Source organism: Streptomyces sp. A1277 (genome assembly GCF_004795015.1).
In the GTDB taxonomy this organism is placed as follows: Bacteria; Actinomycetota; Actinomycetes; order Streptomycetales; family Streptomycetaceae; genus Streptomyces.
In genome coordinates, this window is record NZ_SSBI01000012.1 from 1 (window position 1) to 14,872 (window position 14,872).

Annotated in this window: 15 protein-coding genes and 1 pseudogene; 11 read left to right on the forward strand and 5 right to left on the reverse strand. The window is 72.0% G+C overall.

What is annotated here, in order from left to right; translation table 11 throughout:
- Positions 1–128: 128 nt before the first annotated feature.
- From E6R18_RS10350 to E6R18_RS10385, 8 genes and pseudogenes are all read left to right on the forward strand, one after another.
- Positions 129–986 (forward strand): annotated as a pseudogene (locus tag E6R18_RS10350) (FUSC family protein); the annotation flags it as partial.
- Positions 983–1,489: a MarR family transcriptional regulator gene (locus tag E6R18_RS10355; RefSeq protein ID WP_136316572.1), complete on the forward strand. Its 507-nt coding sequence runs from the start codon at positions 983–985 to the stop codon at positions 1,487–1,489. The pseudogene E6R18_RS10350 and the gene E6R18_RS10355, both read left to right, overlap by 4 nt.
- Positions 1,490–1,832: 343 nt before the next feature.
- Positions 1,833–3,461 (forward strand): ATP-binding protein, encoded by a 1,629-nt coding sequence (locus E6R18_RS10360; protein WP_136316573.1) that lies wholly within the window; start codon positions 1,833–1,835, stop codon positions 3,459–3,461.
- Positions 3,458–3,865, forward strand: coding sequence for a roadblock/LC7 domain-containing protein (locus E6R18_RS10365; protein ID WP_136316574.1), 408 nt, complete (start codon positions 3,458–3,460; stop codon positions 3,863–3,865). The genes E6R18_RS10360 and E6R18_RS10365 overlap by 4 nt, the downstream gene beginning before the upstream one ends.
- Positions 3,862–4,233, forward strand: coding sequence for a DUF742 domain-containing protein (locus E6R18_RS10370; protein ID WP_136316575.1), 372 nt, complete (start codon positions 3,862–3,864; stop codon positions 4,231–4,233). The genes E6R18_RS10365 and E6R18_RS10370 overlap by 4 nt, the downstream gene beginning before the upstream one ends.
- Positions 4,214–4,828 (forward strand): ATP/GTP-binding protein, encoded by a 615-nt coding sequence (locus E6R18_RS10375; RefSeq protein ID WP_136316576.1) that lies wholly within the window; start codon positions 4,214–4,216, stop codon positions 4,826–4,828. The genes E6R18_RS10370 and E6R18_RS10375 overlap by 20 nt, the downstream gene beginning before the upstream one ends.
- Positions 4,829–4,915: 87 nt before the next feature.
- Positions 4,916–6,493: a cytochrome P450 gene (locus E6R18_RS10380; protein WP_136316577.1), complete on the forward strand. Its 1,578-nt coding sequence runs from the start codon at positions 4,916–4,918 to the stop codon at positions 6,491–6,493.
- 52 nt (positions 6,494–6,545) lie between these two features.
- Positions 6,546–7,886 carry a 6-phospho-beta-glucosidase gene (locus E6R18_RS10385; protein ID WP_136316578.1) on the forward strand — a complete coding sequence of 447 codons (1,341 nt, stop codon included), beginning with the start codon at positions 6,546–6,548 and terminating at the stop codon, positions 7,884–7,886.
- Positions 7,887–7,906: 20 nt separating this feature from the next.
- On the opposite strand, the gene E6R18_RS10390 is transcribed toward E6R18_RS10385, so the two are convergent.
- Together E6R18_RS10390 and E6R18_RS10395 are read right to left on the reverse strand one after the other, a co-directional pair.
- Complete coding sequence (locus E6R18_RS10390; RefSeq protein WP_136316579.1) at positions 7,907–8,347, reverse strand: hypothetical protein; 441 nt, start codon at positions 8,345–8,347, stop codon at positions 7,907–7,909.
- Complete coding sequence (locus E6R18_RS10395) at positions 8,341–8,799, reverse strand: ATP-binding protein (RefSeq protein WP_136316580.1); 459 nt, start codon at positions 8,797–8,799, stop codon at positions 8,341–8,343. The genes E6R18_RS10390 and E6R18_RS10395 overlap by 7 nt, the downstream gene beginning before the upstream one ends.
- A gap of 205 nt (positions 8,800–9,004) precedes the next feature.
- On the opposite strand from E6R18_RS10395, the gene E6R18_RS10400 reads away from it, so the two are divergent.
- The 3 genes from E6R18_RS10400 to E6R18_RS10410 are packed head-to-tail and all read left to right on the forward strand — an operon-like array spanning position 9,005 to position 10,599.
- Entirely contained in the window at positions 9,005–9,865 is an 861-nt protein-coding gene (locus tag E6R18_RS10400) for a helix-turn-helix transcriptional regulator (RefSeq protein ID WP_136316581.1), read from the forward strand.
- Positions 9,865–10,101, forward strand: coding sequence for a DUF397 domain-containing protein (locus tag E6R18_RS10405; protein WP_136316582.1), 237 nt, complete (start codon positions 9,865–9,867; stop codon positions 10,099–10,101). Before E6R18_RS10400 ends, E6R18_RS10405 begins: the two co-directional genes overlap by 1 nt.
- A 42-nt stretch (positions 10,102–10,143) precedes the next feature.
- Entirely contained in the window at positions 10,144–10,599 is a 456-nt protein-coding gene (locus E6R18_RS10410) for a YchJ family metal-binding protein (RefSeq protein WP_136316583.1), read from the forward strand.
- A gap of 16 nt (positions 10,600–10,615) precedes the next feature.
- Here E6R18_RS10410 and E6R18_RS10415 read toward each other — a convergent pair whose 3' ends face one another.
- From E6R18_RS10415 to E6R18_RS10425, 3 genes are all read right to left on the reverse strand, one after another.
- The gene (locus E6R18_RS10415) at positions 10,616–12,688 is read right to left on the reverse strand and encodes an MDR family MFS transporter (RefSeq protein WP_136316584.1); all 2,073 of its coding nucleotides are present in this window, start codon (positions 12,686–12,688) and stop codon (positions 10,616–10,618) included.
- Positions 12,689–12,743: 55 nt separating this feature from the next.
- Complete coding sequence (locus E6R18_RS10420; RefSeq protein ID WP_136316585.1) at positions 12,744–13,571, reverse strand: hypothetical protein; 828 nt, start codon at positions 13,569–13,571, stop codon at positions 12,744–12,746.
- Positions 13,572–13,653: 82 nt separating this feature from the next.
- Entirely contained in the window at positions 13,654–14,868 is a 1,215-nt protein-coding gene (locus E6R18_RS10425) for an acyl-CoA dehydrogenase family protein (RefSeq protein WP_136316586.1), read from the reverse strand.
- Between the last annotated feature and the right edge of the window lie 4 nt (positions 14,869–14,872).

Genomic DNA, 14,872 nt, shown 5'->3' on the forward strand with positions numbered 1-14,872 from the left:
GACGGCACGCTCCGTCCGTCGGGCGGCTGCCTGGTGGGAAGCCTCTATTGCGCGCCGCTCGCGCCCACGTCCGGAGGGCTGCGCATGCACAACCTCGCTGAGTACGTCCTCACCAGGGAGGCGCCCGACCCGCCCCGCCGGCGGCCCCCGGGACCGCCGCGGAACTCTTCGGCGTCGACGCCGAACGCGCCGCCCGCGGCAGCTCGCCGCGCGCACTGCTGCGCGGCCTCGCCCCCGGCTCCCCGCTGCTGCCGGTCGCCGTCCGCACGCTCGTCGGCTGCGCCCTGGCCGGCTACGTCTGCTGGGCCGCGGGCGTCGGCCGCCCGTACTGGGCGATCGTCACCGCGGCCTCCCTCTACCAGGCCAACGTCACGCTCTCCTGGAACCGGACGCTCCAGCGCACCCTGGGCAACCTCATCGGCGTGCTGGTCTTCGCCGCGGTCCTCCCGGCCGCCCGGACCGCCCCGCTGGCCCTCATCGGCTTCTGCCTCCTCTTCGGCTTCGCCGCCGAGGCCCTGATCACCCGCAACTACTGGCTCGGCTCCGTCGCCGTCACGCCGATGGCGCTGCTCGTCCTGGAGTACGCCGGCAGCCACCCGGCCGGCGAGCTGATCGGCGACCGCGTCCTGGACACCGTGATCGGCGCCGCCGTCGGCTTCCTCGCCGCAGTCCTCGTCACCAACCGCCGCGCCACCGGCCGCGTCGAACGCGCGCTGGCCGCCGCCGAAGAGGCCCGCGCCCAGGCGGTACGGACCCTCGCGGCCCCCGAGCCCGCCCCCGCCGCGCTCGACGCCGCCCGCCGCAGGCTCACCGGCTCCCTGGTCGAGCTGCGCGAGGCCGACGACGCCGCGGCCGGTGAGTGGTGGCAGCGGGACCTGCCCCAGGAGGCGGTGCTCGCCGCCGAGCAGGCCGGACACCGTACGCTCGCCGCGACAGCGAAACGGCGGGGGCCGACCGTCCCCGCCCAGGAGAACGGAGCGGTGTGACCGACGACATCGTCGCCTCGGTGGTACGGCAGTGGCAGGCCGTGAACCCGGAGCTGGACACCGGCCCGATGGAGCTCATCGGCCGCATCAACCGCTGCTCCGCCCTGCTCCAGCAGGCCGAGGACGCCCCGCTGCGGGCGGCCGGGCTGACCCGTGCCGAGTTCGACCTGCTGGGAGCCGTCCGCCGTACCGGCCGCGAGCTGACCCCCGGCGAACTGGCCCGGGAGACCTTCTCCTCCGGGGCCGCCGTCACCAAGCGCCTGAGGGTCCTCCAGGAACGCGGCCTGATCGCCCGCCGCGGTGACGAACGGGACCGCAGGGTCGCCTACGTGCGCCTCACCGACGAGGGACGCGAGCTGGTCGACGGGCTGCTGCCCCGGCAGCTCGCGTACGAACGCGCGGTGCTCTCCGGCCTCGACGCCGGGTCCCGCGACCTGCTCAGCGCACAGCTCAGCGAGCTGCTGGTCCAGCTGGAAGGGCGCATCGGCGGCGCACGCCACTGACCCGTGAGGGCGCACGGCAGGCGCGCGCCCCGCTTCGGCACCACTCGTACGGGCATCTTCGATCGCATGTGCCCATCTGTCGCTCTGCGGGGCGATTCTTCCTCATTCCTCCTTGCCGTCACTCCCCGCACACGCGTGAAGGCACTGCGTGCAAAAACTCGTGAGTGTATTACCGCGGGAGCGCTCGCGCAGGGGGTTGGAGGAATGTGCGGAAGCACTGATTCGATCTGACTAAGCTCACGCACAGTGAAGCCGAGTTGAGATGAATTCGAGCGCTTGTTCCCAACTGCCCCACAGGCGCCGAATCTCCGGAATACAGCCGAATCAACCGCCAGAGGTTCAGATGGTCCGTGTTGAATCACCGCCGGCCGAACGGGAAGCCCCCGTCGCCCGCGCCCTGTTGCTGCCCGTCGTCGTGATGGCGGGCGCGACCGCCGCCGCCGCGGCGCTGGTTGCCGAGCCCGCGCGGATACCAGTCGTCTGGTGCGGAGCGTTCGCGACCGTCGTCGTCGCCGCGCTCGCCGTGGAGATCGCCCGCCGCGGCCGGACGATCCGCCGCCGGCGCGCCGAGTACGAGCGGCGCGTCACCGCGCTGGAACGGCGCATCGCCGACCACGACGAAGAGACCGTACGGATCAGCAAGGAACTGCTGCCGGCCGCCATCCACCGTCTGCGCGTGGGCAATTCGCCCGACGAGGTGCTGCGGGACGTCGTGGACGCCGACCCGGTCTACCGCCATCTGCCCGACGCGCAGCGCGCCCTCGTCTACACCGTGCTGGACATCATCGACAACGAGGAGGCCACCCGCGACTCCGCGCAGCGCGCCTTCGTCAACGTCGCCCGCCGCGTCCAGGCGATCGTCCACCGCCAGGCCAGCGAGCTGCGGGAGATGGAGGAGTACCACGGGCGCGACCCCGACGTCTTCGACGACCTGCTCCGCATCGACCACGGCACCGCGCTGATCGGCCGCCTCGCCGACTCCATCGCGGTACTCGGCGGCGCCCGCCCCAGCCGCCAGTGGCCCAAGCCCGTACCGCTGTTCAGCGTGCTGCGCGGCGCCATGTCGCGCATCCTGGAGTACCCGCGCGTCGATCTGCACTCGATCGCCAAGGTCGCCATCATCGGCACCGCCGTCGAACCGCTCATCCACGCCTGCGCCGAACTCCTCGACAACGCCACCCGCTACTCGCCGCCGCAGACCCGGGTGCACGTCACCGCGGTCGAGGTGCAGACGGGCATCGCCATCGAGATCGAGGACGGCGGCGTCAGCCTCAGCGAGGAGGCCCGCGCACGGGCCGAGAACATGCTCGCCAGGGCGCAGGCCGGGTCCAGCATGAACGACCTCGGCGAATCCCCCCGCCTCGGCATGGCGGTCGTCGGCCGGCTCGCCCGGATGTACGACCTCCAGGTCTCGCTGCGGCAGTCCGCGTACGGCGGCGTGCGGGCCGTGCTCATCGTGCCCCGCGCCATGATCACCACCGGCCCCGCGCCCGGCATCGCCCACGGCATCGGCGCCACCTCGCGGCCCACCAGCGACATCGACCTCGACAACATGAAGCACGTCGTCCCGGCCCGCAGCAACCGCCGCAAGCCGAGCCCCGTGGCCGCCCGGCCCGCCACCGGACCCGTGGCCTCCGCCCCCGCCCCCCGCCCCGTCACCCCGGCCGTCGCCATGGAGGACGACGTGCCCGTCGTGACCGAGTGGACCGCGGGCGGGCTCCCGCAGCGCCGCAGCCGGGGCCGCGCACCGCTGGGCTCGCACAACCTCCCCGCCCAGTCCGCCGACCCCACCGCGGGCCGGACCAACGGCAACGGCCACCACTACGGCCCCGGAGGCGGCCAGGACAACGGCAAGGAACCGCCGCCCGGGATCTGGCTGGAGGCGTTCACCAAGGCCGCCAACGGGGTGCCCCAGGACTCCAGGACGGACGATGACTCTGACGACGCGTGGGACAAGGGAGACCTGAAGTGATCCAGCAGCGGGGCAACATGGACTGGATGCTCAAAGAGCTCGCCGACGACGTCCCCGACATCCACCAGATCGTCGTGCTCTCCGCGGACGGGCTGCGCATCGCCCGGCACGGCGGCGACCCCGACGTCGCGGACCGGCTCGCGGCTGCGTGCGCCGGACTGCAGAGCCTGGCGGCGGCCGTCGCCTCCGAGATCCCCTACAGCGACGGCCGGATGAAACTCGTCGTCATCGAGGTCAGCGGCGGCTTCTTCTACCTGATGGCCGCGGGCACCGGCGCCTACCTGGCGGTTCTCGCGGGCGAGACGGTGGACGCCGGGCTCGTCGGGGCGCGGATGCGCGACATGGTCGTACGGATCGGCGCCCACCTCACGAGCCCGCCCCGCCACGACGGGCAGGCCGTATGAAGGCTCCCCGACGAGAACGCCGCGAAGCCGACCCGGCGCTGAGCGATCCGGAACGGCTCTACATCATCACCGGCGATCCCGACGGCAGCGAGCGGGCAGCGCTCGACCTGGTCACGATGATCGTCTCGAAGTCGGAGCCGTCCCCCACGGTCCAGCCCGAGCAGGCAGTGATCCTCCGGCTCTGCCATGCCCCGTTATCCGTCGCGGAACTCTCCGCCTACCTCAGCCTGCCGTTCAGCGTGGTGACCTCGCTCCTCACCGAACTCCTCGCTACCGGGCTGATCGAATCGCGTGCCCCGATCGTCCGCGCGACCCTCCCGGACAGGTCCCTCCTCGAAGCGGTGATGCATGGACTTCAGAAACTCTGACACGATCACGGGCCCCCGCAGCGAGGACGTCCTGCCCACCACGGCAACCGCCGCGGTGAAGGTCGTGATCGTCGGAGGGTTCGGGGCCGGCAAGACGACCATGGTCGGCTCCGTCAGCGAGATCCGGCCCCTGACGACCGAAGAGACGATGACGCAGGCCGGCGTCGGCGTGGACGACAACTACGGGGTGGAGAGCAAGACCTCCACCACCGTCGCCATGGACTTCGGCCGGATCAGCATCAGCGAGGAGCTCATCCTCTATCTCTTCGGCACCCCCGGCCAGGAACGCTTCTGGTTCCTGTGGAACGGCCTGTTCGAAGGCGCGCTCGGCGCCGTCGTCCTCATCGACACCCGCCGGCTCGAAGTCAGCTTCGACGTCATCGGGCGCCTGGAGGAGCGCGGCGTGCCGTTCGTCGTCGCCATCAACACCTTCCCCGACGCGCCGAAACACCCCGTCGAGGCGCTGCGCAGCGCCCTGGACCTGCCCGACGAGGTCCCGATGATCGACTGCGACGCCCGGCTGCGCGTCTCCAGCCGCGATGTGCTGATGACCCTGATGCGCTACCTGCACAGCCTGGCCCTCCCGCTCGGCTGACCCGCACACCCCACCCGCACCCGTTCGCGCGCCCCCACCGCGCACCCCATCCGTCCGGCCCGTTGCGGCCTGACCCCTGGAGCGATCGTGACAACCCCCTTCCCCTACGAACACGGCCGGGACACCGGGCCGGTCCCGCCCCCCGAATGCCCGGCCCACGGCCTGGGCCCCGGCCCCGGAGGTCTGCGGCGGCTCTACGGCCCCGAGGCGGAACAGGACCCGCGGGGCCTGTACGAGAAGCTGCGCGCCGAGCACGGCACGGTGGCCCCGGTCCTGCTGCAGGGCGACGTGCCCGCCTGGCTGGTCCTCGGGCACAGCGAGAACCTGCACATGACCCGTACGCCCTCGCAGTTCTCCCGCGACTCGCGCCACTGGCGGGCGCTTCAGGACGGCACCATCGCCCCGGACCACCCGCTGGCCCCACAGGTCGCCTGGCAGCCGATCTGCGCCTTCGCGGACGGCGCCACCCATGAGCGGCAGCGCGGCGCCATCACCGACTCCATGGCCCGCATCGACACGCGCGGGGTCCGACGCCACGTCAACCGGTACAGCAACCGGCTCGTCAACGACTTCTGCGGCAAGGGCCGCACCGACCTGGTCGCCGAATTCGCCGAACGGCTGCCCATGATGGTCATGTGCGCCATCCTCGGCATGCCGGAGGAGTACAACGACCGGATGGTCCAGGCCGCCCGCGACATGATCCGGGGCACCGCGACGGCTGTCCAGAGCAACGCCTACATGGTGGACACGCTGAACCGCCTCGTCGAGCGCCGCCGCCGGGAACCCGCGGACGACTTCGCCACCTGGCTCGTCGAGCACCCCGCCGACATGAACGACAAGGAGGTGGCCGAGCACCTGCGGCTCATGCTCATCGTCTCCTACGAAACGACCACCAACCTGATCGCCAACGTGCTGCGCATGGTCCTCACCGACCCGCGCTTCCGGGCCCGGCTCAGCGGCGGGCACATGACCGTGCCCGAGGCGGTCGAGCAGACCCTGTGGGACGAGCCGCCGTTCGCCGCCATCCTCGGCCGCTGGGCAGTCGGCGACACGGAACTGGGCGGACAGCGCATCAGGGCCGGCGACGCCCTGATCGTCGGCATCGCAGCGGCCAACACCGACCCGGTGGTGCGTCCCGACCTCAACGCCGACATGGAGGGCAACCGCGCGCACCTCGCGTTCAGCGGCGGGCCCCACGAGTGCCCGGGGCAGGACATCGGGCGCGCCATCGCGGACGTCGGCGTCGAGGCCCTGCTGATGCGCCTGCCCGACCTCGAACTCGTGGTCGAGGAGAGCGAACTGCGCTGGGTCGGCCACCTCGTGAGCCGTCACCTGGCCGAACTCCCCGCCGAGTTCGCGCCGCGCGCCCCGCAGGACGACCGGGAGCCGCCCTCCATGGGCAAGCCCAACCCGGCCCGCCAGGACTGGGAGGTGCAGTCCGCCGTACGGCACGCCGCGCCGACCCCGGTCCGCGCCCCCGCCGACCCGGCCCACGCGCCGTCCGCCGCCGGCCCGTCCGGGGCGACCACCACGGCCGACGGATCGGCGGAAGCGCTGACCGGGACGACGGGCGAGGCGGCGGCCGGACAGGTCCCCCGCCAGCGCAGGCCCGGCGCGTCCATCCGGCTGTGGCGCGTCGTGACCCGCTGGTGGAACGGCGACTGACGGCGGCGACGGGGCGCCCGGCGAAGGGCCGGCCCACGTACCATGCGGAAGCGTGAAGCTGACAATTCTGGGCGGCGGCGGATTCCGGGTTCCACTGGTGTACGGGGCGCTGCTCGCCGACCACGCCGAGGGCCGCGTGTCGGCCGTCACCCTCTACGACCCGGACACCGACCGGCTCACCGCCGTCGCCCGGGTCCTCGCCGAGCAGGCAGAGGGCATCCCGGACGCGCCCGCCGTCGCCGCCACCACGGACCTGGACGAGGCCCTGCGCGGCGCCGACTTCGTCTTCTCGGCGATCCGGGTCGGCGGCCTCGCGGGCCGGGCCGCCGACGAACGGGTCGCGCTGGCCGAGGGCGTCCTCGGCCAGGAGACGGTCGGCGCCGGAGGCATCGCGTACGGGCTGCGGACCGTGCCGGTCGCCGTCGATCTCGCGCGGCGCATCGCCCGGCTCGCCCCGCGGGCCTGGGTCATCAACTTCACCAACCCGGCCGGCCTGGTCACCGAGGCCATGTCCCGCCACCTCGGCGACCGCGTCATCGGCATCTGCGACTCACCGGTCGGCCTCGGCCGCCGCATCGCCCGGGTCCTCGGCGCCGACCCGGACCTGGCCCGCATCGACTACGTCGGCCTCAACCACCTGGGCTGGGTGCGCGGGCTGTACGTCGAGGGCCGGGACGAACTCCCGCGCCTGCTGGCCGACCCCGGACTGCTCGGCTCCTTCGAGGAGGGCCGGCTCTTTGGCACCGACTGGCTGCGCTCGCTGGGCGCGGTTCCCAACGAATACCTGCACTACTACTACTTCAACCGCGAGGCGGTCCGCGCCTACCAGCAGGCGGAGCAGACCCGGGGCGCCTTCCTGCGGGAGCAGCAGGAGGGGTTCTACGGCCGGATGAAGGACCCGACGACCCCCGCCCTGGCCACCTGGGACCGCACCCGCGCCGAGCGCGAAGCGACCTACATGTCCGAGAACCGGGACGTGGCCGGCGCCGGGGAGCGCGACGAGAGCGACCTGGACTCCGGCGGCTACGAACAGGTCGCACTCGCCCTGATGCGGGCCGTCGCACGCAACGAACGGACCTCCCTCATCCTCAACGTCCGCAACCGGTCCACGCTCGCGGTGCTCGACGCGGACGCCGTCATCGAGGTGCCGTGCCTGGTCGACGCGAACGGCGCCCACCCGGTCGCCGCCGACCCGCTGCCGTACCACGCGGTCGGCCTGGTCACCTCGGTCAAGGCCGTGGAGCGCGCGGTGCTGGACGCGGCGGCGAGCGGGTCACGCGCGGACGCGGTACGGGCCTTCGCCCTGCACCCCCTGGTGGACTCGGTCTCCGTCGCGCACCGGCTGGTCGACGGCTACACGAAGGCCCACCCGGGGCTGGCGTACCTGCGTTAGAAGCCTGCGCCGGGGCCCGCTCAGGGGGCGGAGACCGCCCGGGGCCCGATCGCCTGCGTCCACGACGGCGTCACCCCGGTCACCTGGCAGACCATCAGGAACAGCGGGATCGGCGGTGTGTACGGCGTACGGCTGTCGGGCTGGTGGATCAGCCGGGGCCGAACGGCCGGCACGCAGGTGCCGCGCGCGTACGCCGCCTGCTCGGGCCAGTCCAGGTCGAGGTCGGAACCGGCCGGGACGATCCACCACCAGCGCTCGGCGTCCGCGAAGACGCAGCCGGTGCGCGGCAGATGGGACATCAGCCGGAAGCCGTAGCGGGCGGGCACCCCTACCGCGTCGCAGCCCAGGCTCGCCGAGAGGCTCGTGGGCAGCGGCAGATGGACCCGGCCGGGGCCGGGGGAGAGGCCGGGCTCGCGCGTGCGGCGGTGTCCGAGGAGGTGGTGCATGGCGTTCTTCAGCATGAGTGCTCCGTGCCGTGCGGCAGTTCTGCCCAGACGATGCGGCCCGAGCCGTCCCGGGCGTCGTGTGTGCCCCAGGCGCTCGACAGCGAGTCGACGAGCAGCAGGCCGCGTCCGTGCTCGTCGTCGGCGCCCCGGCCCAGTCTCGGCCCACCGGGCTGGTGCCCCTGGTCCTGTACGGATATGCGCAGACCGCCGGCGAGGTACCGCAGTTCGCACACGACCTGGGCGCTGGCGGTGTGGACCACGGCGTTGGTCACCAGCTCGGAGACGATCAGGACCGCCGCCTCACGTGCGTCGCCGCCCGTGCGCCACTCACCGAGCCGGGCCTTCGTCAGACGCCGGGCACCGGCGACCGATTCGGGGTGCGCGGGCAGCGCGAAGCAGTACCGGAGCGCTTCGGTCCCCGGGCTGAGGTCCATGTGCCGGGGGATGAGCGCACTGCCAGGTGCCACGACCGAATCCTCACAGTGGGGGCTGCGTCACGCTTCGCGATCTTCGGAAAAGGTCGCGGGCATGACTGGTCAACTGGTTCGCAGACCAACTCTCCCCCTGTCGAGAACACTTGGCAAGGGGCACTCTGAAAATTCCAGAGTGGCTGTGTCTTTGCCGGGACACGCATGGCACACTGCACGCATACAGCGCATGGGGAGGTCTGAAGTGAGCGAACCGCGGTCCGCCCCGACCGTGGGCCAGGTCGTTCTCGGCAAGCGTCTGCAGGATCTGCGGGAGCGTGTCGGCATGAGCCGGGACCAGGCCGCCAAGGTGTTGCGCGTCGCTCCGGCGACGATACGCAGGATGGAGACCGCCGAGGTCGCGCTCAAGATTCCCTATGTGCAGGTCCTGCTGAAGGCGTACGGGATCCCGGAGGAGGAGGCGGACGCCTTCGTCGAGCTCGCGGAGGAGGCCAACAGGCCGGGCTGGTGGCAGCGCTTCCACGACGTGCTGCCCGACTGGTTCAGCATGTACGTCAGCCTGGAGGGCGCGGCGAGCCTGCTGCGCATGTACGAGCCGCACTTCGTGCCCGGACTGCTCCAGACCGGGGACTACGCGCGCACGGTGATGCGTACCGGGGCGGTCGGCCAGACGAGGCCCGAGGACATCGAGCGCCACGTGGCGCTGCGGATGGAGCGGCAGTCCCTGCTGACCCGGCCGGACGCCCCGCGCCTGTGGGTGGTGATGGACGAGACCGTCCTGCGCCGTCCCGTGGGCAGCGCCGAGATCATGCGCGCCCAGGCGGACAAGCTCCTGGAAGCCACGGCGATGCCCAATGTCACCCTGCAGATCGCGGAATTCTCCACCGGCCACCACCCGGGGACGTACGGCCCGTTCGTGCTCTTCCGGTTCGCCGTGCCCGAACTGCCCGACATGGTCTACAGCGAGTACCTGACCGGAGCCGTCTACTTCGACGCGCGCCCGGAGGTGGCCTCCTACCTCGAGGTCATGGACCGCATGGCGGCCCAGGCCGCGACTGCACAACGCACGAAGGAACTCCTCCGGGACTTCCGCAAGGAGCTGTGATGACACCCATATACAACGGGATGCCGGCCGCTGACCTCGGCTCCGAAGGCTGGTACAAGCCCTGGAGCGGCGGCAACGGGGGCAACTGCGTCGAGGCCATGAAGCTGGCCGACGGGAGAATCGCCATGCGCCAGTCCGCGGACCCCGACGGCCCGGCCCTGATCTACAGCCACCACGAGATCGCCGCCTTCATCCAGGGCGCCAAGGCCGGTCAGGCGGACTTCCTGCTGACCTGACCCGCACGGCGGGCCGGGCCTCCCGCACGTCACAATGGGCCCATGTCCCGACGCACCTCCCGCCCCCGGCGCCCGGCCGCCGCGGGCCCCCGCACCACCTCCGCCCCCCAGGTCACCGCGGCTTCGCCGTGCCCCTGCGGGCTGCCCGCGACCTACGCCGAGTGCTGCGGCCGGCTGCACGCGGGCGCCCCGGCGCCGACGTGCGAGGCGCTGATGCGTTCGCGGTACGCCGCCTTCGTCGTCCGGGACGCCGGGTATCTGCTGCGGACCTGGCACCCGGACCACCGGCCGGACGTCCTCGACCTCGACCCCGACCAGCGCTGGACGGGCCTGGAGGTTCTGGAGACGACCGAGGGCAGCGCCTTCCACACCACCGGCACCGTCACCTTCCGGGCCCACTACACGGCGGGCGGCCACCCCGGCTCGCTGCACGAGAAGAGCCGCTTCGTCCGGTTCGAGGGCGCCTGGGTCTACGAGTCCGCCGTCTTCGCCGTCTGACCGACGCGGGACACGGTCAGACGGGCGCGCCCGCCGGTGCCAACGGCGACAGCTCCTGGGTCAGGTCCTCCGCCAGCAGCCGCTTGGCGATCACGTCGACCGCGGCGCGCAGCCGGGTGTCGTCGGGGCGCTCGCCGGCCTCGCCGAGCTGTTCGTGCAGCCAGCGGGCCCAGGCGTCGGTGATGGTCCGGGCCTCGCGGCTGCCGGCCGCGGTGTGCGTGAACAGATGGCCGTCCCCGGTGAGGAAACCCTCCTCGATCATCCGGTCGAAGACCGGCACCAGGACCTCCGGCGGAATCCGGTGCCGGGCCGCGATCAGCCGGAGCCCCGCGTGCCCGACCATCCGCGTGAACAGCTCGACCTGCATGACCGCCCAGGCCCCCGCCATGTCGAGCCGGGTGTCCGACTCGGCCACGATCCGCCGCGCCGTCTGCGGGTCCACCCGCCCCAGAACCCTGGCCACCGAGAACTCCAGGAGCCGGGCCGAGTCCCCGGTGTTCGGCGAGGCGAAGCCCTCACCCATGTCGGTGGAGCCGGCCCGTACCGTGTCCCGCAGCTTCACCTGCTTCAGGAACAGCGCCACGACGAATCCGAGCAGCGCGACGGGCACCGTCCACAGGAACACCGTGTGCAGGGTGTCGGCGTACGCCTGGGCCAGCGGCGCCGACTGGGCGCCGGGCAGGGCGTGCAGTCCTTCGGGGCTCTGGGATGCCTTCGCCAGGACGGCGGGGTCGCCGCCGGCCCGCGCGGCCGAGGCGATCCCGTCCTTCAGGTGGGGGCCGAGCGCGTTGGCGTAGATCGTCCCGAAGACGGCGGTGCCGAAGGAGCTGCCGAGCGTACGGAAGAAGGTCACGCCCGAGGTCGCCGTGCCCAGGTCCGCGTAGTCGACCGTGTTCTGCACCGCGATGGTCAGGACCTGCATGGAGAGCCCGATGCCGATGCCGAGCACCACCATGTACAGCGACTCCAGCCAGACCCCGCTGTCCGGGCCCATCCGGGAGAGCAGGAACAGCCCTGCCGCCATGACCAGGGAGCCGATGACGGGGAAGATCCGGTAGTGGCCGGTCTTGCTGACCACGTTGCCGCTGAAGATGGAGGCGGCGAGCAGACCGACGACCATCGGCAGGGTCCGGACGCCCGACAGGGTCGCCGAGTCGCCGTCCACGTACTGCAGATACGTCGGCAGGAAGATCATCGCACCGAGCATCGCGAACCCGACGATGAAGCTGAGGATCGAGCAGACAGTGAAGACGGGGTTGCCGAACAGCCGCATCGGCAGCATCGGTTCCTTCGCCCGGAACTCGACGAGGCAGAAGCCCGCGAGCGCCACCAGACCGAGGACGAACAGGCCGATGATGACCGAGGAGCCCCAGGCGTACTGGTTGCCGCCCCAGCTCGTCGCCAGGATCAGGGCGCTGGCCCCGATGGTGACCATCGCGATGCCCAGGTAGTCGATGACCGGCCGCCCGGCCGCCTTGACGGACGGGATCGTACGGGCCGCCGCGATGACCACCACGATCGCGATCGGCACATTGACGTAGAAGGCCCAGCGCCAGGTCAGATGGTCGGTGAAGAGCCCGCCGAGCAGCGGACCGATCACGGTCGACACGCCGAAGACGGCACCGATCGCGCCCTGGTACTTGCCCCGGTCGCGCAGCGGGATCACGTCGGCGATCAACGCCATCGAGGTGACCATCAGACCGCCGGCGCCGATGCCCTGGAGGCCGCGCCACACGATCAGCAGCGTCATGTTGGTCGCGAGGCCGCAGAGGAACGAGCCGGTGATGAAGATGACGGCGGACAGCTGGAAGACGATCTTCCGCCCGAACAGGTCGCCGAACTTGCCGACCAGCACCGTCGCCACGGTCTCCGCGAGGAGATAGGCGGTGACCACCCACGACATATGGGCGGCGCCCCCGAGGTCCGAGACGATCGTGGGCAGCGCGGTGCCCACGATCGTCTGGTCCAGGGCTGCCAGCAGAATGCCCAGCACGATCGTGGCGAAGACGATGTTGCGGCGGCGGGGATCGAGCAGGGGCGGCGCCGCGGCACTCTGCACGGCGGGGGCGGTCTCGCTGGCAGTGGTCACCTTTGCACCCTCACATCGCGCTGTGGCACCCGCATGCGGGGGACGCCCGGACGTGTCAGCCGAGCAGGTCCCGCAGCGACGCCGTCATCCGGGCGGCGAAAGCCTCGCGTACGGGGGCGGCTACCCGGTCCAGCGAGAGATATGGATTGAGGTCCTCCAGCTCGACCAGCAGCAGGCCGCCGTCCGCCGTCCGGCAGGCGTCGACGCGCTGGAGGCCGTGGCTGAGCGTGTTCCACTCCACGAACGACCGGGCGAACGCCAGGTCCTCCGCGCTCGCCGCGTACGGCTCCAGCACCCACCGCCGCTCGGGGTGCGGGGCGTGCAGCGCGTACTGGAAGTCCTGGTCCACGAAGTAGAAGGACACCTCGTAGCGGAAGTCGATCCGGGGCTGGATCAACAGCGCGCCGTCCGCGCCGGGGTCCGGTTCCGGCGTCGTCACGAAGCGCAGCCCGACCGAGTCCGCGCCCAGCTTCGGCTTGACGACGTAGCCCTCGGCCTCAGGCAGCAGCCCCAGGTCCGCCGCCCGGTCCACGGTGGGTATGACCGGATATCCGGCGCGGCTCAGGTCGACCAGGTACTGCTTGCCCGCCATGTCCCCGCGGCCGGTCAGCGGGTTGTAGACCCGGGCGCCCAGCTCCCGGGCCCGCGCGCGGAACGCGTCGTACGCCTCCTGGTAGTGCAGCACCGGGCCGCTGTTGCGTACGACGACGGCGTCGAACCCGTCGAGCAGGGCTGCGGCGTCGCGCGGGTGGCACAGCGCGATGTCGAAGTCCTCGCGCAGCCGTGACGTCAGGTGGATGTCCTCGTCGCAGTAGCGCCGGCCGCGCGCCTCGTAGGCGAGGTCGGTGACGAAGAGGACGGACGGGCGCGGGGCGGCGGGCATGGCGTTCCCCCTGGGTGCGACGGCGGGCGGACGCGCCCATCCTCGCGGTCCCGGCCGGACGCCCGCCCGCCGCCCCCGCCGCTCAGCGGATGTGGCGGCCCGAGATCGCGCGGGCGATGACCAGGCGCTGGATCTCGCTGGTCCCCTCGAAGATCGTGTAGATCTTGGCGTCCCGGTACATCCGCTCGACCGGATGCTCCCGGCTGTACCCGGCGCCGCCGAGGATCTGGACGGCCTTCTCCGTCGCGGCCACCGCTAGCTCGCCCGCGCGCAGCTTGGACATGGAGCCCTGGCCGGCGTCGAAGGTGCGGTCGTTGCGTGCCATCCACGCGGCCTGCCAGATCAGCAGCCGCACGGCCTCGATCTCGGTGCGCAGGTCGGCCAGGGCGAACGCGATCGACTGGTTCTCGATGATGGTCCGGCCGAACGCCTCGCGCTGTCCGGCGTACTCCAGCGCGTACTCGTACGCGGCCCGCGCGATGCCCAGCGCCTGGGCGCCGACGGTGGGACGGCTGACCTCGAAGGTGGCCATCGCGGCCTGCCCCTTGGCGGTGCCGCCCTCGCGGGCGCGGGCGAGGCGGGCGTCCAGCTTCTCCTTTCCGCCGAGCAGGCAGTGCCCCGGCACCCGTACCTCGTCCAGGAAGACGTCCGCCGTGTGCGAGGCGCGCAGGCCGAGCTTCTTGATGGTGCGGCTCGCCTCAAGACCCTTGGTGGCGGGCGGCACGATGAACGCGGCCTGTCCGCGCGCGCCGAGCGAGGGGTCGACCGAGGCGACGACCACATGGACCTCGGCGATCCCGCCGTTGGTGATCCACGCCTTCTGGCCGGAGATCACCCACTCGTCCTTCGCCTCGTCGTAACGGGCCTTCGTGGTCATCGCGGAGACGTCCGAGCCGGCCTGCGGTTCGGAGACGCAGAACGCCGCCACCTTCGGGTCGTCCTCGTCGCCGTAGCACTGGGGCACCCACTCGGCGAGCTGGTCCGGGGTGCCGGAGGCGAAGATCCCGGCGACGGCGAGCGAGGTGCCGAACAGCGCCATGCCGATGCCGGCGTCGCCCCAGAACAGCTCCTCGTTGGCTATCTGGAGGGAGAGCCCCGACGGGTCGCCGTACATGTCGGCCAGCGACTCGAATCCGTAGAGGCCGATCCGGGCGGCCTCCTGGATGACCGGCCAGGGCGTCTCCTCACGGGCGTCCCACTCGGCGGCGGCCGGGCGCACCACCTGGGCGGCGAAGCCGTGCACCCAGTTGCGCAGGTCCTGCTGCTCCTCGGTGAGCGCGAGGGAGAAGTAGCTCATCGGC